Here is a 21,408-nt window from a genome sequence, read left to right as displayed (position 1 = left end):
GCTCCCTCCCTGAATCAATCGCGTGCGACCAACCCCTCGGCGCGGCTGTACACACGCAGACGGTGGCCATCCGGGTCTGCTCCGACAAAAGTGTGGCCGAACTCCAATGTCACCGGTGCCTGCAGAATCCGCACGCCGAGCGCGCGCCATGCATCGTGCATCTGCTGCACAGCCTCCGGGTTGTCCACCACCATCGCCAGTTCGGCGGCACCGGCCTGCGCAGACACGGGGGGCTGCACGTCATCGCGCTGCCACAGCCCCAGTGCGGCGCCATCGCCGAGCAGGAACAGGGCGAAGCCGGGCGACTGCTCGACCGGCGGTTTGCCGAGAATGCCACTGTAGAAGGAGGCGCTGGCGGCGACATCGCGCACGTACTGCAGCAGGGTGCTGGGCGTGAACATGGGAAGCTCCGTTGTTGGGAGGCTTCATGGTGGTACCGGCCTGCTGACAGATTCTGTCAGCAGCGTCTAGCGTGCTCGACGGCTGTTGCCCTTGCCCTGGTAGATGTCGAGCTTGCTCGACTGCTGTTCGCGAAGATCAAGGGCGGTCGAGCAAGCTCGACCCCTACCAGGAGCGAAGAGCGAAGGCCGCCCTCCCCCGAAGCACAGAAGCAGTCGAGCAAGCTCGACGCTACGAACGGTCCAGCCAGTCCGGGGTGATGCCCTGCGCCTTCTGCCAGCGCCGCAGCAGGGTGGCGCGCGGCACGAGGTAGCGGTCCTCCAGCGCGCGCACCTGGCGGATGCGGTCCAGGCGGAAATGGCGGAAGTCCTCGCGGCTCTCGCACCAGGCCGCCAGCATCGGCACTTCATCGAAGTAAGCCAGCGCGAACGGCCAGACGATGCGTTCGCTGCGCTGGCCATGCGCATCCTCGTAACCGAACCTGAGGCGCTGCTGCGCACTGACCGCCTCGCGCACGGCCTGCAGGCGCGCGGCGGGCACCTTGGCCGTCGTTCGCGAAGGGCCAACGCGCAGGCCACTGTCACGCAATGCCTCGCGCCGTGCTGCAGGCAATACATGCGCGATGCGCGCCAGGGCATCGCGTGCAGCCTCGGCCAACGCGGGTTCGGTACGGGCCGCGACCCAGCGCAGGCCCAGCACCAGCGCGTCGATCTCGGCCGGTGGCAGGGTAATCGGCGGCAGGGTATCGCTCGGCGCCAGCTGGTAGCCGATGCCGGCTTCCCCGCGCAGGTCGGCACCCTGCTCGCGCAGGGTCTCGATATCGCGGTACAGCGTGCGCAGGCTGATGCCCAGCGCGTCGGCCAACGTCTGCCCGGCCACCGGCCGCCGATGGCGGCGCAGCAGCTGCAACAGCTGGGTCAGGCGCAGCGCACGCGACATCAGCCGACCAGTGCGCTGGATGCCACCACATGCTCGCCCGGCGGCGGCGCCAGGGCGGCATCCACCAGCGCCCTGGCAATCCGTTCGGCCGGATTGATCCGCCACGCCCGCGGCAACACCGGCCCCAACACGCCCAGCACCCGCAGGGCGAAGCGCTCGCCACGGCGCACCTGCTGCCGCTGCCCGCCAATCAGGCCGGGCCGCACCAGGGTGAGCGAAGCAAACCCGAGCGCGCGCAGGTCGCGCTCCAGTTCCCCCTTCACACGGTTGTAGAAGATCGCGGAGCCCGCGTTGGCCCCCGCTGCCGAATTCAGTACGAAGGCGCGCGCACCCTGGCCGCGTGCCAGCTGCGCAAACGCGAGCGGGTAGTCATGGTCGATGCGATGGAAGGCCTCACGGCTGCCCGCCTGGGCCATCGTGCTGCCCAGCGCGCAGATCACCGCATCCACCTGCGCCCAGTCGGGCGCCTCCGGCAGGGCGTCGAACTGCAGCAGCGGGGCGTACAGCTTCGGGTGGGCCAGGGTCAGCGCCCGCCGGGAAGGGGCCACCACGGCGCGGCAGCGCGGGTCGTCCAGCAGCATCGGCAGGGCCAGCCCGCCGACCAGGCCGGTCGCCCCCAGCAGCATCACGCGCATCACTACCTCCACTGCGGCATCCTGTCGCCCATCCTAGCCGTTCAAGCCGTCGGCGGCCGCGCCGATATGCTGGAACCAGTCCCTGCCAGCCCCAGGATTTGCTCCATGACGGACCAGCCCGACCACCGCCCCGCCCCCGGTACTGCCCTTGGGCCGCCGGCACGCGTGCGCGCGGTGGTGGATGACGGGCTGGGTGACCGCGTGGTGCTGCAGGGCGGCGGTGGCGTGGCCCTGCAGCAGCTGTTTGCCGGCGCCGATGCGCCGGAACCGCTGCTGGCCGCGTTCGCCAACGGCATGGCCACCCTGCCCGGCGAACTCGGTGACATGGGCGACCGCCTGCAATCGGCGCAGGCCAGTGCCGATTGGCCGCGCTACGGGCGCGCGATGCGGCAGTTGATCGACAAGTACATCCGCACCATCGAGCAGCATTCACCGGATGGGCAGCCCGAAAGCCTGCGCTTGTCCGAGCAGCTGCGGCTGCTGCTGGGCGGCGCGGTGGTGGCGCTGCTGCAGCACGACCCGGACCTGCGCGAACAGGCGCAGGCGCTGGCCATGCGCCTGCGCCAGTGGCAGCCGGGCACCGCACTGGAGCCGATCGAACAGGGCGTGCGCGAACTCGGCCACCAGGTCGGCGTGCGCGCCGAGAGCTGGCAGGAGCAGCAGGCGCTGCTGCTGGAGCTGTTCGCGCTGCTGCTGGAGAACGTGAGCGAACTGCTGGACGACCGCAGCTGGCTGCAGGGCCAGATCGCTGCGGTGCGCCAGCTGCTGGACGGGCCGCTGGAGGCCGAAGCCGTCGAGCGCACCCGCGCCGAGCTGCGCGAAGTGATCTACAAGCAGGGCCTGCTGCGCCAGGGCATCGACGATTCAAAGGCAGCGATGCGCGGGCTGATGGGCGAGTTCATCGAGCGCATGGATGGCATGGCTGCCAGCACCGGCGAGTACCACGATCGCATCGGCAGCTACGCGTTGCAGCTGCGCGAAGCGCGCAGCATCGCCGACCTCAACCAGCTGCTGCAGGACGTGATGCGCGACACCGGCAAGGTGCAGCAGCAAGCGGCGCAGGCGCGCGACCACCTGGCCAATGCGCGTCAGGAAGTGGAACTTGCCGAACAACGCATCGCCCAGCTGGAGCAGGAACTGCGCGCGGCCGGTGACCTTGCCCGCATCGATCCACTGACCCAGGCATTGAACCGCCGCGGGCTGGAAGAACTGCTGCAACGCGAGCTGGCGCGTGCTGCGCGCAACAACTCGCCGCTGGGCGTGGCAGTGATCGATCTGGACGACTTCCACCAGACCAACGACGCGCATGGCCATGCCGGTGGCGATGCGCTGCTGCAGCACCTGGTGTCCGTATGCAAGCTGCTGCTGCGCGCCACCGATGGCATCGCTCGGCTGGGCGGAGACGAGTTCGTGCTGGTGCTGCCGGAAACCCAGGGCGCCGACAGCATGGCCACCGTGCAGCGCCTGCAGCGTTCGCTGGCGCACCGCGTGCTGACGGTGCAGGACCGGCGCGTGCCGGTGCATTTCAGTGCGGGGTTGGCCCAATGGCAGCCCGGCGACGACGCCGAAGCGCTGCTGCGGCGCGCCGATGATGCGTTGTATGCGGCCAAGCGGCAGGGCAAGAACCGGGTGCAGGCGGGATAGCGCCCGGCGCCCGTGAACCGCTTCGGTGGGTGCCAACCTTGGTTGGCACGTGCGGGAAACAAAGCGTCGACCAAGGTCGGCCCCTATCGGGGAATCCGTCGCCGCTTATTTCCCGCGCAGCTTCTGGAAGCCGCTCACCGCAGCCAGCACGATGGCACCGGCGATGATGCCGACCACCATGTTGCCGACCGCACTGACCAGCCAGCCCCACTGGCCCTCGCCGCCAAGTGCCTGCACCGCGTGATGCAGTGCCGGCACGTTGTGCACCAGGATGCCGCCGCCGACCAGGAACATGGCGATGGTGCCAGCCACCGACAGGAACTTCATCAGCCACGGTGCAGAGGCGACCAGGCCGCGACCGAACGCCGCAATTGCGCCGCCCTTGCGCGACAGGTACAGGCCCACGTCATCGAGCTTGACGATGCCCGCCACCAGTCCGTAGACGAAGATCGTCATTGCCAGTGCGACCACCGCCAGCGTCAGCAGCTGGTTGGTGAAGGTCGCGGTGGCCACCACGCCCAGGGTCAACACGATGATCTCGGCCGAGAGGATGAAGTCGGTGCGGATCGCGCCCTTCACCTTGTCCTTCTCCCACGCCACCATGTCCACCTGTGCGTCGGCCAGCGCCTTGCGCCGCTCGGCCTGGCGCTCGGCGTCGTCATCGGATGAGTGCAGGAAGCGGTGTGCCAGTTTCTCCACGCCTTCAAAGCACAGGAAGGCGCCACCGATCATCATCAACGGCACGATCAGCGGCACATTCCAGCCACGGCTGTGCAACCACGCCTCCAGTGCACTGATCGCCAGCGCGGCCGGCACCAGGATCACCTTGTTGACCAGCGAGCCCTTGGCTACCGCCCACACCACCGGCAGCTCGCGGTTGGCGTTGACCCCGGTCACCTGCTGCGCGTTCAGCGCCAGGTCGTCGCCCAGTACGCCGGCGGTTTTCTTCGCCGCGACCTTGGTCAGCACCGAGACATCGTCCAGCAGGGAGGCGATATCGTCGAGCAGGGCGAACAGGCTGGCACCGGCCATGGGGCATCCAAGTGAGGGAATGAGCGGATTCTGACCGATACCGGGGCCGCTGCGGAAGCGGTCGGATTCACCGCGTGCCTACCGCCCCCCGGCGACACTGCGGAATCCGGACATTGCCGGCCAGCGGCCGGCACTACCAACTTTGTCGCATGGGAGTGTCGCTTGAGCAATCCGCCCACCGCCAATGGCAATCCCCCGCTGGTCAAGGGCATGAACCGGCGCAGCCAGATCCTGCGCCTGCTGATGCGCTACCGCCATTCGGGGGTGTTCTCGGGCATGAACCTGGACGCCGCCAGCCACCAAGCCGACGTCCCCGCCGACGGCAACCCGGAACAGTTCGTCAGCGACCTGGAAGCCCTGGGACCGACCTTCGTCAAACTGGGCCAGATGCTGTCCACCCGCCCGGACATGGTGCCGGTGGAATTCGCCACCGCGCTGGAGCGCATGCAGGAAAAGGTGGCCGAGATCCCGGTCGAGCGCATCCATGCCATCGTCGAGCAGGAACTGGGTGCGCCGGTGAACAAGCTGTTCGCTTCGTTCGACGCCGAGCCACTGGGCTGCGCGTCGATCGCGCAGGTGCACCGCGCGGTGCTGCACGATGGCCGGCAGGTGGCGGTGAAGGTACAGAAGCCCGAGGTGGCCGCGCAGCTGCGCTCGGACCTGGAGGCGCTGCGCAGCTTCGCGCTGGCCGCCGACCACCTGACCCAGGTGGGTCGCCGCGTGCGCCTGCGCGACTGGCTCAACGAGTTCGCCAAGACCCTGATGCAGGAGCTGGACTACCACGCCGAGGCCGAGAACCTGGCCCGGTTTGGTCGCCATCTCAAGCCATTCCGCCGGCTGTGGATTCCGCAACCGCTGTGGGATTACAGCAGCCAGCGCGTGCTGACCATGGAACTGGCTACCGGCGTGCGCGTGGACGCGATTCCCGATGTGCGCCGCACCGAGCAATCGATGGACCCGCTGGCCGCGGCGCTGATCCGTGGCTACCTGGACCAGATCTTCGTGCACGGCGAGATCCATGCCGATCCGCACCCGGGCAACCTGCGGGTGATGCCCGACGGGCGGCTGGCGATCTTCGACCTGGGCATGGTCGCGCACATGCCGCCGCGCCTGCGCGAGCGGCTGCTGAAGATCCTGTTCGCCGCCGTGGATGGCCGCGGCGAAGAAGTGGCCGACGACCTGATCAGCATCAGCACCCGGCTGGAGGCGTTCGACGAGGAGCGCTACCTGCGCGAGACCGGCCAGTTGATTGCGCGCTACGCCGCCAGCGGCAGCTTCTCCGAGGGCCGCGTGGTGCTGGACATGGTGCGCATCGCCACAGCCTGCGGCCTGCGCACGCCACCGGAGCTGAGCCTGCTGGGCAAGGCGCTGCTCAACCTGGAAACGGTGTGCCGGCTGCTGGCGCCGGACCTGGATACGCGCCGCATCGTCGAGCGCCAGCTGCAGCACGTGATGCGCGCGCGCCTGAAGAAATCGCTGTCGGCCGCCAACATCGCCAGCGAAGCAATGGAGCTGCAGCAGCTGTTGCGCGATGGGCCACGCAAGCTGTCGGACATCATGGCGCTGCTGGCCGAGAACCGCCTGCAGATGAAGGTGACCGGCCTGGAAGAGTCACGGTTGATGGAGAACCTGCAGAAGATCGCCAACCGCGTGGCGGCCGGCATCATCAGCGCCGCATTGATCATGGCCGCAGCGATGATGATGAAGATCGACACCGGCTGGCATCTGTTCGGCTACCCGCTCATCGCGCTGATCCTGCTGTTGATCGGCGTGGTGCTCGGACTGGGCATCGTGACCAGCGCACTGCTGTTCGATCGTCGCGCGCGGGCACGCGAGGAACGCGGCCACCGTTAGCGCATCCACTGAAACCGCCGTATTCATGCGGTTTTTAATGCAATCCAACGAAGCCTTTCACGCTCGTTTTACCTTCCGGGCGTGATTGCGCGCGCGTCATTTCAACAAACATTTCAGTCAGGTTCGTGCATGCACTATCGGGTCATCGGCCTGTCATGTGGATGTGCTTGTGGCAGCGCCGGTCGGATGGACACGCGTCGGTACGACGTCCATCACCACCACCCCGTCACTGCCGAAGCTGCCTATGCTCTGGATACTGCTGCTGTCGTTGTTGCTGCTGTGCTGGTTGTTCCTCGCGTCCGACAGGTGGGTGTGGTGGAAGGCCGGTGCGTTCTCGCTGCTGCTGCTTGCACTCAGTGCGTGGTGGTTAATCGACAAGCTGTCCGGTGATGGGCTCAATGCCGCCACCCTGTACCACCTGGGCGCCGACATGGAAGGCGCCGGCGTCGCCGACTTCAAGGGCTACATCGCCGGTTTCATCGTGCTGGCGCTGGTCTCGCTGCTGCCGCTGTTTGCCACGCGGGTGAAGCGCTGGCGCCGGCCCGGCCATGGTGCTGCCTGGTTTGCAGGCTTCGCGGCGGTGTGGGTGGCCACGATCATGATCAGCCCGCTGGCGCGCGACGGCCAGCGCCTGTACCAGCAGCTGCGCCCGGTCGATTTCGCCCGTATCGCACCCGAATACCAGGTGCCGACGCAGCCATTGCAGCGCCCGCGCAACATCGTCTGGATCTACGGCGAAAGCCTGGAGCGCACCTACCTGGACGAGAACGTGTTCCCGGGCCTGATGCCCAACCTCAATCGCCTGGCGTCCGAGTCGCTGGACGTGCGTGGGCTGGCCTCGGCCGAAGGCAGCGGCTGGACCATTGCCGGCCTGGTGTCGTCGATGTGCGGCGTGCCGCTGACCACCTCGCAGGGCGACGAGAACAGCATGGACCGCATGGGCAGCTTCCTGCCCAAGGCCGTGTGCCTGGGCGACTACCTGAAGCAGCAGGGCTACACCAATCATTACCTGGGCGGCGCCAACGGCCAGTTCGCCGGCAAGGGCCAGTTCCTGGCCAGCCACGGCTTCGATGAAGTGCACGACCTGTCGTGGTTCAAGCAGCAGAAGAAAATCGGCCGCATCCATTACTCGGCCTGGGGCGTGCACGACGACGTGCTGCTGGACACCGCCTACCAGCGCTTCGAACAGCTCTCGCGTGCGGGCTCACCGTTCATGCTGACCACGCTTACGATGGACACCCATCATCCCGCCGGCCACCTGCCGGTGTCGTGCAAGGGCGAGCGCTACCAGAGCCAGTACGGCAACATCAACATGCTCAACGCGCTCAAGTGCAGCGACCGGCTGATCTCGCAGCTGGTGCAGCGCATCCAGGCCAGCCCGTACGGCAAGGACACGCTGATCGTGATCGCCTCCGACCACCTGGCGATGCCCAACGATCTGACCCACATCCTGACCCAGCAGAAGCGCGAGAACCTGCTGCTGTTCCTCGGCGACGGCGTGGCACCGCGCCAGCTGGCGGTGGAGGACGGTTCGACGCTCGATTCCGGCGCGACCCTGCTCAGCCTGCTTGACCCGAAGCTGCAGACCATGGGCTTCGGCCGTTCGCTGCTGGATGAAAAGCGCACACCGAGTGCCAGCGTGGCCGCACGCCGCGAGGGAGGCCGCGACTATCCGCAGTACCTCGCCTTCGCGCGTTCACTGTGGCTGGGCGAACCGACCCGCGAACTGAAGATCGATGGCGATGACCAGGTGGTGGTCGGCCTGCAGCACGTGCAGCCGCCGGTGCTGCTGGAGTACGACAAGGACTGGGGCCTGAAGTCGGTGTACCTGGAAAACACCTCGCGCCAGTTCGATGACGCGAACCCGGACAACACCCTGGCCTACGTGGATCGCTGCACCGCGTTCGAGGACGGCTCGGCCGACGGCGACTGGTGTGCCCTGCTGGTCAACCGCGACAACGGCATCAAGCTCTACCGCGACAATGACCTGCGCGGCGGCATCCCGGTGGATGCACCGCTGGACGCCTTCCAGGGCCCGCGCCCGAGCGTGCGCCAGGCACACATGATCACCCAGAAGGGGCGCCGTACCCGCGCCGGCCAGTACATGCTGCAGCTGGTGGCAAGCACGCGCCCGGATCGCGGCTTCTGGATCGAGGCGGTGTCCTCGCAGCGCAAGGTGGTATTGGCGCAGCAGTGGGTACAGCCTGATGCCAACGGCAAGATCAACGTGTCCTTCGGGCTGGACCACGAAGTGGATGATCTGGAGATCCGTGCGTGGTTGAACCATGCCGAGAAGCTGGCGGTGGATACGTTCGCACTGGTGCCCTCGCGCAGCCGCCCGCGGGGGTAGGGGTTTCTTTGCAGGGCCTGCGGCCCTGCACCCGTGGTAGTGCCGGCCGCTGGCCGGCAACCTCAGAAGCAACAGCAACAGCGGGCATTCCGTGGGATGGCGGGGCGGTGTCGGAGTGCGGGGACGCCGCAAGTACGTCCTTGTAGGCTTGGCAGCCGCATCCATGCGGCTGACACCCCGCACTCCGACACCGCCCCACCTCTGAGAGATTCCGCTAGCTGTTGGTAGGTGTCGACCTTGGTCGACACGGTAGATCCACGCCATGCGTGGATGTTTTTCGGTTTCAATTCGAAATATTCGATTTCGATGGAGATTCATCCACGCATGGCGTGGATCTACTGCAGATCGCAGAAAACTGTCGAAGGCGGGGTGGGTCCGGTTGCGGGAGTGTCCGCGGCATGGATGCCGCGGCCAAGCCCCCATGGATGGGTTTACGGCGTCTCCCGCAACCGGACCCACCCCGCCATTCCACGGAATGCACGCTTTTGATGTTGACGTTGATCCGGCGGGTGCAGGGCCGCAGGCCCTGCCGCGTCCCTACCTGCCCATCACCCGGGCAATCGCTTCCACCAGCAGTTCCCCGGTCACCGGCTTGCGCAGGAAGCCACCAATACCTGCCGCTTCCACCTGTTGCTGCAGGTCCGGATCGCTACGCGCGGTCACCGCCAGCAGCGGCAGCATGTAGCCCTGGTTGCGCAGGTGCTGGGCCAGCTCGAATCCGCTCAGGCCCGGCAGGTCCAGATCGAGCAGGCCGACGTCGAAATCGCCGGCACTGATCTCGCGCAGCGCCGCCAGCGCATGGCCGGCATGTACCACTTCGTGGCCTCGTGCGCTCAGCAGGCCGCGCACCACGTCGGCCACGGTCGCGTCGTCCTCGACCAGGAGCACCCGCAGCGGTGGCATGTTCGCAGCCTCCTCGCGATGCGTTCCGCCCTCGGCTTCGGCACTGGCATCCACCACCAGCGGCAACGGCAGGGTAACCCCGAAGCAGGTGCCGCGGCCCAGCTGGCTTTCCACCTGGATGCGCCCCTGCATCGCCTGCGCCAGTTCGCGGCAGATCGCCAGGCCCAGGCCGCTACCACCGTACTGTGCGGCGGTACGTGCACCGTCGGCCTGCTCGAAGCGCCGGAACAGGCGCTGCTGCTGTTCCTGGCTGATGCCCGGGCCGGTGTCGCGCACCTCGAAATGCAGCGCGCGCAGCTCACCATCGCTGCGCGCGTGCAGCGTGATGGTGCCACGGCTGGTGAACTTGACCGCATTCGAGAGCAGGTTGAGCAGGATCTGCCGCACCCGCATCGCATCGCCGGTGGCCTGCAGGCCGGGCGGCAGCTGGTTGTCGAGGGTGAAGCGCAGGCCCTTCTGCGCGGCCAGCGGTCCCATCAGCGCAGCCAGATCCTGCAGCAGGCAGCTCAGCGCGAAGGGTTTGTGCTGCAGTTCAAGCCGCCCCGATTCGATCCGCGCCAGATCCAGCGCGTCGTTGACCAGGTGCAGCAGATGTTCGCCGGCATGCCGGATCGATTGCGTGTAGCCTCGCTGCTGCGGGTCCAGCGGCGAGGCCAGCAGCAGTTCACTCATGCCCAGCACGCCGGTCATCGGCGTGCGGATCTCGTGGCCGAGGTTGGCCAGGAAACGGGTCTTGGCCGCCGAGGCCTGCTCGGCCAGTTCCTGCTTGTGCAACGCCAGCTGGTAGGCGTGACGACGCTGCAGGCGACGCCGGTACAACCAGGCGAACCAGCTGGTCAGCAGCAACGCGATGGACGCCAGCACCAGCAAGCCAGACAGGCTGCGCCACCACGGCGGCTGCACGCGGAACTCCAGGCTCTGTACCCGCGACCAGACATGGTCGGCCGAGCGTGCCTGCACTTCCAGCCGATAACTGCCCGGGGGCAGGCGCGAGAACAGGCGTTCACCGGCCGGCCCGACTTCGACCCAATCCGGATCGTAGCCGGCCAGGCGGTAGCGATAGGTATTGGAGGCCGAATCGGCGAACGACAGCAGCCGCGCGACGATGCGCAGGTCGCGATCACCATCGACGATCTGCAGCGGCGTGTCATGGGTCAGGTCGAGCACCTGCTCGTTGCGGCGCACCTCGACCCGTTCGATCACCAGGGGCGCGCGCCGCACCGATGGCCGCACCAGTTCCGGATCGAACACCACCACGCCGGCTGGCGTTCCCGCCACCAGGTGGCCGTCGCCTGACATCACCAGGGTGTGCTCGCGGAATTCCTGGCTGGGCAGGCCATCGTGCACCCCATACAGGCGCACGCTCTGGCCGTCGGCGCCAATCCGCACCAGGCCGCGCGCACTGGTGGCCCACGCCACGCCCTGCGCGTCGACCACCAACCCCGACGCGGAGATCGCCGGATAGCCCTGCTCGGCGCCGACCACCGCCTGCCGTTCCAGCCGCCCCTGGCTCCAGCGATAGCGCGACAGCCGGCCATCCTCGGACAACCACACCTGGCCATCGCGGCCTACGTGCAGCGCATGGATCGCGGTCGCAGGGGCGCCCGGTACCGGCTGGAAGCGCTCGCTTTCCGGCAACCACTGCAGCAGGCCGCGGCTGCTGGCCAGCCAGATGTGGTCCTGCGGCCCGCACTCGACATCCAGGTTGAGCTGCCCCTGCTGCAGGCCGCGCTGGCCATTGTCCAGCTGGCGGCGCAGGCGCCCGTCCAGGTCGCGCTGCTGCAGGCCGGACGGCAGCATCAGCCACAGGCTGTCGCCATCACAGGTCATCATCGATTCGATGACCCCTTCCATGGTCGCATCGGCACCGGCATCACGCCCCCAGCGGCGCAGATCGCGCAGCTTCGGGTCATAGCGCAGCAGTGCATCGTTCGAACCGATCCAGACCTGGCCGCGTCGATCCTCGCGCACCGAGGTCAGCCAGTGCATGCCATTGACCCAGGTGCGGTGCTGTTCGACCTTGCCGGTCTTCGGGTCGAACCGGTCCAGCGCACCATGGCCGCCCACCGTCCAGATGCCGCCATTGCTGGAGGGGCTGGTGCCCAGGACGAAGGCGTTGCGCAGCGAGCTGGGGTCGTCCTCCAAGCGTGACAGCACCGAGAACTGCCACCAGCGGGGCAGCAGGTGCCACAGCCCGGCATTGGTACTGGCCAGCCAGATTCCACCCTCACGATCTTCGTAGGCACCGGTCCAGTTCGGTCGTACCGGCCCACGCGCCACCGCGCTGTACAACGGCACGGCCTGGTACTGGCCGTCGACCGCACGGCCGAGGCCGGTCCGGGTGTCCAGCCAGTAGCCGCCCTGTTCGTCGCGCAGCATCATGCCCAACACCTGCTCCCCTTGCGGAAGCTTCCACGGCGGTGTCTCGAAGCGACCGTCGGGGCGGCGCACGGTGGCACCGGCCATCGTGCTGATCCACAGGCTGCCGTCGGGCTCGGCGGTCAGGCCATTGATCAGCAGGCTGGGGATGACGTCGGTGCCGACACGTTCGAAGTCGGTCCCGGTCCAGCGCGCTACGCCATGCTTGGTACCAATCCACAGGCTGCCGTCGGCCAGGGTTGCCAGATACGGAACCGATGCGGACGGCAGGCTGCGCGGATTGTTGGCCTCCGGCAGGAAGCGCTGCAGCCGATCCTGGTTGTCCAGCCGGTACAACCCTCCCTCGTGGGTACCGAACCAGACCGAACCGTCCGGCGTGGCCGCCAGGCTCCAGACCGTGTTGGTCCCCATCAGCGGCTGGCTGCTGCGGTCGTAGAAGTGCAGCTGGCGGCGGTCGGCGGACATCCGCACCAGGCCGGCATTCTCGGTCCCGATCCAGAGCTGGTTGCGCGCATCGACCAGCACCGTCCAGATCCGGTTGTCGCGCAATCCGTCTTCCGAACGCCAGATCCGGTAGTTGCGCCCGTCGTAGCGGGCCAGGCCGTCGTTGGTGGCGATCCACAGGTAGCCGTAGCGGTCTTCGGCCATGCGGTTGACGGTATTGGACGGCAGGCCGTCGAACACTGTCACCTGGCGCGGACTCGGGGGCACAGGCTGCGCGGCAGCGGGTGACAGGCCGCACAGGAGGATCAGCAGCAGCATCGCTGCCCGCAGATACGCCACCGATTGCCTCCTCACGCTGCCCTGATGATTCCCGCGCTGCGGGCGTCGGCATGGTAAACCGAAAGTCGCGTCGTTCACGCCTGGCTCCGACGCCTTCAGACCATGTCCTGTCGCTTGGCACGAGCCTGCACGATCGCCGCCACCAGCATGTCGCCGGTAACCGGCTTGCGCAGGAAACCATCGAACCCCGCAGCGAGGACCTGCGACTCGGCATAGGCATCGGAACGCGCGGTCACCGCCACCAGCGGCAGCTCATAGCCCAGCGCGCGCAGCTGGCGGGCGATCGCGGTGCCGTCCAATGCCGGCAGATCAAGGTCCAGCAAGCCAACATCGAAGCCGTCGGTGGCGATCTCGGACAAGGCCCCCAGGCCATGCAGCACGTGCACGACGTCATGCCCCCTGCTGCGCAGCAGGCCGGCGATGACTTCGGCCACGGTGGCATCGTCCTCCACCAGCAGGATGCGCAGCGGCGGCAGCACCGGCAGCGCCGGAACGTCACCTGCGGCAGCGGCCGCCTGCCGCGTCCAGGGCAGCGGCAACCGCACCCGGAAGCGCGCGCCCTTGCCCGGCGAGCTTTCCACGTCGATGCGCCCGCCCATCGCCACCGCCAGCTCCTGGCAGATCGCAAGGCCCAGCCCGCTGCCGCCATAGCGCGAGGCCGTGCGCGGGCCATCGGCCTGCTCGAAACGGTGGAACAGGCGCTCCTGCTGCTCGGCGTTGATGCCCGGCCCGCTGTCGTGCACCTCGAAGCAAACGCCCCCGCCGTTTTCGTCCAGGCGTACGGCCAGGCCGACATGGCCACGCTCGGTGAACTTGATCGCATTGCCCAGCAGGTTGAGCAGGATCTGGCGTACGCGCATCTCGTCACCACTGACGCTGACCGGACCCGGCGGATCGTCGCCACGCTGGAAATCCAGCCTGCGCTGCCTGGCCATCGGCTGCATCAGCACCTGTACCTGGTCGAGCAGGCCGGCCAGATCGAACGGACGCAGGTCCAGCTCCAGCCGGCCGGCCTCGATACGGGCGAGGTCCAACGCATCATTGACCAGCCGCAACAGGTGGCTTCCGGCCTGCTGGATCGAGCCGGCATAGCTGCGCTGCACCGGGTCCAGCGGCGTGGCCAGCAGCAGCTCGCTCATGCCCAGCACGCCGGTCATCGGCGTGCGTACCTCATGGCCCAGCGTAGCCAGGAAACGGCTCTTGGCCTGCGAGGCCTGCTCGGCCAGTTCCTGCTTGTGCACGGTCAACTGCCACTGCTGGCGACGGCGCAAGCGCCCCCTGATCGACCAGGCCAGGGTGAGCAGCAGCAGTGAACCGATCAGGATGTAGCCGAAGATCGCCATGCCACTGCGCCACCACGGCGGCAGCACCTTCACCTTCAACTGCTGCGAAGGCGTCCATGCGCCGTTGGCGGTGGCCGCCTGCACTTCGATGACGTAGCTGCCGGTGGGCAGCCGTGAAAGCGTACGTTGGCCGTCACCGCCCTGTTCCACCCAGTCCTGGTCATAGCCGCGCACCCGGAAGCGGTAGCGGTTGCCCTGTGGATTGGCATACGACAACAGGCGTGCGTCGATCTGCAGGTCACGATCATCCGGCCCAAGCAACAGGGTGCCGGTATCGGGCAGTGGCTGCCAGCCGCGTGCGTCATCGCGGCGCACGCGTACCTCGGCAATCACCAGCGACGACGCCGGCAGCGCGACGTCAACGGCATTCACGTCGAAGGCAACCAGGCCGGTCTGGGCGACGGCGAGCACGCGGCCATCGGCATTCACTGCCGGAGGCCGGCTGGTGAATTCGGCATCGGACAGGCCATCGCGTTCATTGAACAGTTGCAGTCGCCGCGCCTTGGGATCCCAGCGCAACAGGCCGCGCGGCGTGGTCGCCCACACCCGGCCGTCGTCGGCCAATGCCAGGCCGCCCATGCTCACCGGCGGCACGCCGGCACTTCCATCAACGCGCTGGATCAGGCGCAGGCTCATGCCATCCCACTGGTAGCGTTCGAGCGCGCCCTGCCGGGCCAGCCACAGCTGCTGCGGGTCGACCCACACCAGGTCGAAGATCAGCCCGCTGGATACCCCTGGCACCGCCTCGAAGCGCCCCGCCTGCTCGCGCCAGATGCCCATTTCACCCATGACCCACGCCTTGCCATGGGCATCGAAGCGGATCTGTTCGATCGGTGAATCGGCCGCCTTGCGGAAATCATCCAGCGGATAGCTGCGCAGCACCCGGCCATCGGCGCTGCGCTGCTGCAGGCCCAGGTTCATCACCGACAGCCAGACCGTGCCATCGGGGGCCTGCCGCATCAGATCGATACGCTGGCGCAGGTCGGCGCCACCGTCGATCCGCCAATCCTGCAGCGCGCGGCTGGCCGGGTCGTACACACTGATGCGGCCGGCACGGCCCAGCCACAGGCGCCCGTCCGGCCGCGGCAGTACAGACCACACCGCGCCACTGCCAATCTGGCGGTCGCTGGCCAGCAGGCGCAGCGTGCCGTGCGCATCCAGCTGGTACACGCCGTGCGCCGAGCCCACGTAATACGCCTGGCCGTCGCTGGCCGCGCTCAGCAGGTACTGGCTGTCCAACGGCTTGCCATCGAGCTGGTTCCAGATCGAGAAGCGGCGCCAGTCCGGCGGCAGGTAAGCCAGCCCCTGGGTCAGCAGCGCCACCCACACTCCGCCCTCGTGGTCCTGCAGCAGATCGAGCACACCGCTCTGGGCGGTAAGGAAACCACTGCCGCGGTCGCCGTCGAGCCGCCACAACGCACTGGCATCTCCGCGCAGCAGACCGTCGGACGTACCCGCCCAGTAGCCGCCCTGGCGGTCGGCCAGTACCAGTGCCGAACGCAGGCGGGCGCTGTCGGTCCACCGCGGGCGGCTGACCCGGTCCTGCGCATCGATGCGATAGAGTCCGTCGTTCTGGCTGCCGATCCAGATCGAGCCATCCGGATCGCGGCCCATCCGCAGCACGCTCAACGTGCCAAGCTCCCGCGCCGCCACCGGCTCGAACCCATGGCCGTTCCAGCGTGCCACGCCGGCCTCGGTGCCGATCCACAGGCGCCCGCGCGCATCGACCAGGCTGCTGTAGATGGTGTTGCTGGGCAGGCCGTCCGCGCGCGCAGGATCATGCTTGAAGAAGCGCAGGCTGCCGTCCTCTCCGAACCGGCAGATCCCTTGGCTGCTGGTGCCGATCCACAAAGCGTTCTCGGCGTAGGCCAGCGTCCAGAACTGGCCCAGGCACGGGCCATTGACCGCATCGAAGGTCCTGAAGCGCTCACGGTCGGCATCCAGGCGGGCCAGCCCCTTGCCATTGATGCCCACCCAGACGCGGTCCAGCGGATCGACCAGCAGCGTCTCGATCTCATTGCCCGGCAGCGAGCCCGGCTGTTCCGGATCGTGCTCCCAGACCCGCAGGCCATTGCCGTCGTAGCGCACCAGGCCGCCATCGGTGGCGGCCCAGACGTGGCCCTGGCGATCCTCGGCCAGCGCCAGCACCATGCGCGAGGGCATGCCTTCGGCCGCGCCGAAACGGCGCAGGCGTGGTGTTTCCGCCATTTCAAGGGGCGCAGCCGCTGCGGCGAACGCCATCAGCAGCAGCCCCATTCCCGCGATGCCTCGCCACCACAGGCGCCAGCCGCTCGTCATCCTGATCCCCCTGTCCTGGGCCGATTGTCACACAGGCCCGGGTTCATGACTGCAACAGCCTGTTTCCACGGGCAGTGGCACCACGAACTGTTGCAGCCATGCACGCATCGTTGGCAGGGGCCTGTGCGTATGATCGCAACGTCCCCCTTCCGGAGCCCGCCATCGATGCGTCCCTGCCTGGCCCTGCTGCCGATGCTGCTCGCCACCGCCCCCGCCTGGGCGGATGCAGACACCTATCGCCTTGATCCGGTGCATACCCGGGTGTTGTTCAGCATCGATCACGCGGGTTACTCGCAGGCCATGGGCACGGTCTCGGGCAGTGAAGGCCGCCTTCAGTTCGATCCCGACAACTGGCGCGAAGCCACGCTGGACGTCGAGGTGCCCGTATCGCGATTGGACCTCGGCGACGCCAAGTGGAACCAGGCTACGCTGGCCCGCAGCTTGCTCGACGGCGAACGATTCCCGAACGCGCGATTCGTCTCCAGCCGCGTGGAACCGATCGATGCCAGGCGTGCCCACGTGATCGGCACCCTCACCCTGCGCGGGATCAGCCAGGAGATCACGCTGGAGGTGACCCTCAATGCCATCAAGCGCTATCCCCTTCCCCCATTTCGACGCACCGCCGGTTTTTCCGCCAGCACCACGCTGAGCCGGCGCGCGTTCGGCATCACCGCCTGGCCGGGCGTCATCGGTGATGCCGTACAGCTGAGGATCGAGGCTGAGGCCACTCTCGACCGCAGCGACGCCCCGGGAACTCCCGCTCCCGCCCCGCACTCCGCCCCCAAGACGGCCCGCTAGAGGACCTTTCATGACCGCCAAGAACACCCCCGCCGCCTGGGGGAGTGTCAGCCAGATCCTGCATTGGTTGATCGCACTGCTGATCCTCGCCCTGGGCGTGGTCGGCCTTACCATGGGTGAATTGCCCAAGACTCCCAAGTATTTCTGGGTCTACACCGCGCACAAGTCCATCGGCATCACCGTGTTGGCGCTGGTGCTGTTCCGCCTCGGCTGGCGCCTTTATGCCGGCGTGCCCAAGCCGGTGCCGGGTGTGCCCAGCTGGCAGGAGCGCATCGCCAGTGCAACCCACGTGCTGTTGTATGTGCTGATGTTCGCCATTCCGCTGTCGGGCTGGCTGTACGACTCGGCCAGTGGCCTGCGCCCGTTCCGCTGGTTCGGGCTGGTTGACGTACCCAAGCTGAGCGGCCCCGACCCGCAGGTTGTCGCGGTGTCCCATGCCATCCACGAATACGGCTTCTGGCTGTTGATCGCAGTGGTGCTGGCCCATGCCGGCGCGGCTTTCTACCACCACCTGTTCCAGCGCGATGCAACGTTGTCCCGCATGTTGCCGCGCGGCTGGCTCGCCTCCCCTCAGAAGGACTGACCGATGACCCTGAAACTGACCACCCCGGCCGCCGTGGCCGCCGCCCTGGCCGGCATGCTGGCCACTGCCCCGGTGCTCGCCGCCGACTACGCACAGGCCCCCGGTGCCGGTTCGATCCTGGTGTTTGCCACCAAGTACGACGGTGAAGTGTTCACCGGCAGCTTCCCGGGCTTCGCCACCAAGCTCAGCTTCGACCCGGCCAACCCGGCCGCCGGTTCGCTGGACGTGGTGATCCCGCTGGCCGGTGCCAAGAGCGGCAACAGCGACCGCGACTCGACCCTGCAGACCGCCGACTTCTTCAACGTCGGCAAGTTCGCCACCGCACGCTATACCGCCAAGGGCTTCCGCGCGGTGGGCAACGACCAGTTCGCCGCCGATGGCACCCTGGAACTGCGCGGCGTCAGCAAGCCGGTCACCCTCACCTTCACCTGGAAGCCGGGCACCCAGCCGGTGCTGACCGGCAAGGCCACCGTGAAGCGCCTGGACTTCGGCGTCGGCGGCGGTGACTGGGCCGACACCAAGACCATTCCGGACGAGACCGCGATCAGCACGATCGTGAAGTTCAACGCGAAGTAAGACGATCCCGGTAGTGCCGGGCGCTGCCCGGCATTAACGGATATCGGGTGGTTGCCGGCCAGCGGCCGGCACTACCTGATCGCATTCGGCCAGCCAGGCCTGCACGGTGGCCGCATCGAACGGCCAGTCCAGCTCGCGCTGCCCCGCCTCGTCGCGCAGCACCGGTACCCGCGCGCCATAGCACGCCTCCAGCGCAGGCTGGTCGTCCAGGAACACCGATTCGAACTCCGGTGCCCGCGCCTTGGCCAGTTCGGCCAGGGCCAGGTCGCACAGGTGGCAATCGTCACGCTGGATCAGGGTCAACACCGGTTCGGCTCCCGTGGCGGAAATGCTGCGCCGCAGCCATCGGATGGCCCGGCAAGCCGCTAGAATAGCGGCTTGTCCGGTACCCGCAGTTTGGCATCCATGGCTGTCAGCACGTTCGACGTTTTCAAGATCGGCATTGGTCCGAGTTCCTCGCACACCGTCGGGCCGATGAAGGCCGCCGAGCGATTCATCCATCGCTGGCTGCTCGACCCGGGCCGCCTGCACGAGGTCGCGCGCATCCGCGCCGATGTCTATGGCTCGCTGGCGCTGACCGGCCGCGGCCACGGCACCGACAAGGCGATCCTGCTCGGCCTGGAAGGCCAGCGGCCGAACCTGATCGACCCGGACATCATCCCGGCCACCCTGGAGCGCATCCGCAGCAGCAAGCGCATCCAGCTGATGGGGCAGCACGAGATCGCCTTCGACGAGAAGCGCGACCTCGGCATGAACAAGCGCCAGAAGCTGCCGTACCACACCAACGGCATGCGCTTCACCGCGTACAACGCCGACGACGAAGTGATCGCCACCCGCGATTACTACTCCGTTGGTGGCGGCTTCGTGGTCAACCAGGACGACGCGGCCGATGACCGCATCGTGCCCGACGAGACGCCGCTGCCCTACCCGTTCAAGAGCGGCGACGAGCTGCTGGCGCAGACCGCACGCAGCGGCCTGAGCATCGCCCAGCTGATGTTCGAGAACGAGAAGTGCTGGCGCAGCGAGGACGAGATCCGCGCCCAGCTGCGCGAGATCTGGAGCGCGATGCAATCGTGCGTGACGCGCGGCATCCGCGAGGAAGGCGTGCTGCCGGGTGGCCTGAAGGTCGGCCGGCGCGCACCGGCGCTGTACCGCGAACTGTCGTCGAAGCCGGAAGCAGCAATGCGCGACCCGCTGACCACGCTGGACTGGGTCAATCTGTACGCGCTGGCAGTGAATGAGGAAAACGCCGCCGGTGGCCGCGTGGTGACCGCGCCGACCAACGGTGCCGCCGGCGTGCTGCCTGCAGTGCTGCACTACTTCGACCGCTTCTGCCCCGGCGCGAACGAGCAGCGCGTGTTCGACTTCCTGCTGACCTCGGCGGCGATCGGCATCCTGTACAAGGAGAACGCCTCGATTTCCGGTGCCGAAGTGGGCTGCCAGGGCGAAGTGGGCGTGGCCTGCTCGATGGCGGCCGGCGGCCTGGTCGCGGCGCTGGGTGGCAACCCGAGCCAGATCGAGAACGCCGCGGAAATCGGCATGGAACACAACCTGGGCCTGACCTGCGATCCGATCGGCGGCCTGGTGCAGATTCCGTGCATCGAGCGCAACGCGATGGGCGCGGTGAAGGCGATCAACGCCTCGCGCATGGCCATGCGTGGCGACGGCAAGCACAAGGTATCGCTGGACAAGGTCATCAAGACCATGCGCGATACCGGCCGCGACATGCAGGACAAGTACAAGGAAACCAGTCGCGGCGGCCTGGCGGTGAACGTCATCGAGTGTTGAGGTGTAGAGCCGAGCCCATGCTCGGCTTCGCTTGACGGGATGCATTACGCTGGAGGCTCCCTCGCCCCCGAGAACGCCATGCGCCTGCTCGCTGCCGCCCTGCTCGCCTGCCTGCCGATGTCCGCCCTGGCCGCGCCGACCTATGGTCCGCGGCTGGAAGGTTTCGACTACGGCTATCCGGTGAAGACCTTCGCGCTGGAATCGCAGCAGCAGCCGCTGGAAATGGCCTACCTGGATGTCCTGCCCAAACGACGGGCCATCGGGGTGGTGGTGTTGCTGCACGGCAAGAACTTCTGCGCGGCCACCTGGCAGCAGACCATCGCCCCGCTGCTGGCCGCGGGCTACCGGGTGATCGCACCGGACCAGGTGGGCTTCTGCAAATCCAGCAAGCCCGAGCGCTACCAGTACAGTTTCGCTCAGCTCGCCGCCAACACCCACGCCCTGCTGCAGCAGCTGCAGCTGGGTGATGTGCCGGTGCACCTGGTCGGCCATTCGATGGGCGGCATGCTCGCCGTGCGCTATGCGCTGATGTACCCGCAGGACCTTCGCAGCCTGTCACTGGTCAACCCGATCGGATTGGAAGACTGGAAGGCGCTGGGCGTGCCGTGGCGCAGCGTCGACGAGTGGTATGCCGGCGAACTGAAAACCAGCTACGACAGCATCCGGCGCTACCAGTTGGACGTCTATTACGATGGCCAGTGGAAAGCCGACTACGAGCCGTGGGCCCGGATGCAGTCGGGCATGTACGAAGGGCCGGGCAAGCAGGCCGTTGCCTGGAGCCAGGCGTTGGCCTCGGACGTGGTGTTCAACCAGCCGGTGGTCTACGAACTGAAGCACTTGCAGGTACCGACCACCCTGTTCATCGGCCAGAAGGACCGCACGGCGATCGGCCGCGACCGCGCATCACCGGCGCTGAAGGCCACGCTGGGCAACTACCCGGTGCTGGGCAAGGCCGCGGCGGCGGCGATTCCCGGCGCAACGCTGGTCGAGTTCGCCGGGCTGGGCCATTCGCCGCAGGTGCAGGATCCGAAACAGTTCAACGCCGCGTTGTTGAAGGCCTTGAAGTCGCGCTGAGGGGGGCGCGCCGGGCGATGCCCGGCGATC

14 protein-coding genes and 1 pseudogene are annotated in these 21,408 nt (G+C 67.6%); 8 read left to right on the top strand and 7 right to left on the bottom strand.

Translation table 11 applies throughout. From position 1 onward, the window contains the following. Window positions 1-14: 14 nt before the first annotated feature. From N7590_RS03860 to N7590_RS03850, 3 genes are all read right to left on the bottom strand, one after another. Complete coding sequence (locus tag N7590_RS03860; protein ID WP_164241298.1) at window positions 15-401, bottom strand: VOC family protein; 387 nt, start codon at window positions 399-401, stop codon at window positions 15-17. 229 nt (window positions 402-630) lie between these two features. Then, a complete protein-coding gene (locus tag N7590_RS03855; RefSeq protein ID WP_164241299.1) occupies window positions 631-1,338 on the bottom strand; it encodes a YafY family protein in 708 nt (235 codons plus the stop codon). Further along, window positions 1,338-1,973: an NAD-dependent dehydratase gene (locus tag N7590_RS03850; RefSeq protein WP_164241300.1), complete on the bottom strand. Its 636-nt coding sequence runs from the start codon at window positions 1,971-1,973 to the stop codon at window positions 1,338-1,340. Before N7590_RS03850 ends, N7590_RS03855 begins: the two co-directional genes overlap by 1 nt. Window positions 1,974-2,078: 105 nt before the next feature. On the opposite strand from N7590_RS03850, the gene N7590_RS03845 reads away from it, so the two are divergent. Next, window positions 2,079-3,617, top strand: a complete 1,539-nt coding sequence (locus N7590_RS03845; RefSeq protein ID WP_164241301.1) for a GGDEF domain-containing protein — start codon at window positions 2,079-2,081, stop codon at window positions 3,615-3,617. A gap of 105 nt (window positions 3,618-3,722) precedes the next feature. On the opposite strand, the gene N7590_RS03840 is transcribed toward N7590_RS03845, so the two are convergent. Further along, window positions 3,723-4,649, bottom strand: a complete 927-nt coding sequence (locus N7590_RS03840) for a DUF808 domain-containing protein (protein ID WP_006474503.1) — start codon at window positions 4,647-4,649, stop codon at window positions 3,723-3,725. Window positions 4,650-4,847: 198 nt separating this feature from the next. Between N7590_RS03840 and N7590_RS03835 the strand changes: the two are divergent. Both N7590_RS03835 and N7590_RS03830 read left to right on the top strand, forming a co-directional pair. Beyond that, window positions 4,848-6,503 (top strand): annotated as a pseudogene (locus N7590_RS03835) (AarF/UbiB family protein); the annotation flags it as partial. Window positions 6,504-6,747: 244 nt separating this feature from the next. Beyond that, a complete protein-coding gene (locus N7590_RS03830) occupies window positions 6,748-8,853 on the top strand; it encodes a phosphoglycerol transferase I (RefSeq protein ID WP_279935172.1) in 2,106 nt (701 codons plus the stop codon). Between the two features lie 537 nt (window positions 8,854-9,390). On the opposite strand, the gene N7590_RS03825 is transcribed toward N7590_RS03830, so the two are convergent. Together N7590_RS03825 and N7590_RS03820 are read right to left on the bottom strand one after the other, a co-directional pair. Continuing rightward, entirely contained in the window at window positions 9,391-12,918 is a 3,528-nt protein-coding gene (locus N7590_RS03825) for a hybrid sensor histidine kinase/response regulator (RefSeq protein ID WP_164242644.1), read from the bottom strand. Window positions 12,919-13,013: 95 nt separating this feature from the next. Continuing rightward, a complete protein-coding gene (locus N7590_RS03820) occupies window positions 13,014-16,559 on the bottom strand; it encodes an ATP-binding protein (protein ID WP_164242645.1) in 3,546 nt (1,181 codons plus the stop codon). A 165-nt stretch (window positions 16,560-16,724) separates the two neighbouring features. On the opposite strand from N7590_RS03820, the gene N7590_RS03815 reads away from it, so the two are divergent. The 3 genes from N7590_RS03815 to N7590_RS03805 are packed head-to-tail and all read left to right on the top strand — an operon-like array spanning window position 16,725 to window position 18,516. After that, window positions 16,725-17,357, top strand: a complete 633-nt coding sequence (locus tag N7590_RS03815) for a YceI family protein (protein WP_053511957.1) — start codon at window positions 16,725-16,727, stop codon at window positions 17,355-17,357. A 10-nt stretch (window positions 17,358-17,367) separates the two neighbouring features. After that, window positions 17,368-17,940, top strand: coding sequence for a cytochrome b (locus N7590_RS03810; protein ID WP_053511958.1), 573 nt, complete (start codon window positions 17,368-17,370; stop codon window positions 17,938-17,940). A 3-nt stretch (window positions 17,941-17,943) separates the two neighbouring features. Continuing rightward, a complete protein-coding gene (locus tag N7590_RS03805; protein ID WP_008268387.1) occupies window positions 17,944-18,516 on the top strand; it encodes a YceI family protein in 573 nt (190 codons plus the stop codon). A 33-nt stretch (window positions 18,517-18,549) separates the two neighbouring features. Here the strand turns inward: N7590_RS03805 and N7590_RS03800 are convergent, their stop codons facing one another. Then, window positions 18,550-18,822 carry a glutaredoxin family protein gene (locus N7590_RS03800; protein WP_053511959.1) on the bottom strand — a complete coding sequence of 91 codons (273 nt, stop codon included), beginning with the start codon at window positions 18,820-18,822 and terminating at the stop codon, window positions 18,550-18,552. Window positions 18,823-18,921: 99 nt separating this feature from the next. Between N7590_RS03800 and N7590_RS03795 the strand changes: the two genes are divergently transcribed. Together N7590_RS03795 and N7590_RS03790 are read left to right on the top strand one after the other, a co-directional pair. After that, window positions 18,922-20,304 carry an L-serine ammonia-lyase gene (locus N7590_RS03795; RefSeq protein WP_006464040.1) on the top strand — a complete coding sequence of 461 codons (1,383 nt, stop codon included), beginning with the start codon at window positions 18,922-18,924 and terminating at the stop codon, window positions 20,302-20,304. A gap of 78 nt (window positions 20,305-20,382) precedes the next feature. Next, window positions 20,383-21,378: an alpha/beta hydrolase gene (locus N7590_RS03790; RefSeq protein WP_164242646.1), complete on the top strand. Its 996-nt coding sequence runs from the start codon at window positions 20,383-20,385 to the stop codon at window positions 21,376-21,378. The last annotated feature ends 30 nt before the right edge of the window (window positions 21,379-21,408 follow it).

Origin of the sequence: Stenotrophomonas sp. GD04024, from assembly GCF_029837545.1 — a bacterium.
In the GTDB taxonomy this organism is placed as follows: Bacteria; Pseudomonadota; Gammaproteobacteria; order Xanthomonadales; family Xanthomonadaceae; genus Stenotrophomonas; species Stenotrophomonas forensis.
This window is presented reverse-complemented; position numbering and strand designations above follow the sequence as displayed.

Coding starts and splice junctions, on each gene's coding strand:
- N7590_RS03795 (WP_006464040.1), top strand. CDS start 18,922: ATGGCTGTCAGCACGTTCGACGTTTTCAAGATCGGCATTGGTCCGAGT.
- N7590_RS03810 (WP_053511958.1), top strand. CDS start 17,368: ATGACCGCCAAGAACACCCCCGCCGCCTGGGGGAGTGTCAGCCAGATC.
- N7590_RS03845 (WP_164241301.1), top strand. CDS start 2,079: ATGACGGACCAGCCCGACCACCGCCCCGCCCCCGGTACTGCCCTTGGG.
- N7590_RS03805 (WP_008268387.1), top strand. CDS start 17,944: ATGACCCTGAAACTGACCACCCCGGCCGCCGTGGCCGCCGCCCTGGCC.
- N7590_RS03850 (WP_164241300.1), bottom strand. CDS start 1,973: ATGCGCGTGATGCTGCTGGGGGCGACCGGCCTGGTCGGCGGGCTGGCC.
- N7590_RS03840 (WP_006474503.1), bottom strand. CDS start 4,649: ATGGCCGGTGCCAGCCTGTTCGCCCTGCTCGACGATATCGCCTCCCTG.
- N7590_RS03860 (WP_164241298.1), bottom strand. CDS start 401: ATGTTCACGCCCAGCACCCTGCTGCAGTACGTGCGCGATGTCGCCGCC.
- N7590_RS03815 (WP_053511957.1), top strand. CDS start 16,725: ATGCGTCCCTGCCTGGCCCTGCTGCCGATGCTGCTCGCCACCGCCCCC.
- N7590_RS03830 (WP_279935172.1), top strand. CDS start 6,748: ATGCTCTGGATACTGCTGCTGTCGTTGTTGCTGCTGTGCTGGTTGTTC.
- N7590_RS03820 (WP_164242645.1), bottom strand. CDS start 16,559: ATGACGAGCGGCTGGCGCCTGTGGTGGCGAGGCATCGCGGGAATGGGG.
- N7590_RS03790 (WP_164242646.1), top strand. CDS start 20,383: ATGCGCCTGCTCGCTGCCGCCCTGCTCGCCTGCCTGCCGATGTCCGCC.
- N7590_RS03855 (WP_164241299.1), bottom strand. CDS start 1,338: ATGTCGCGTGCGCTGCGCCTGACCCAGCTGTTGCAGCTGCTGCGCCGC.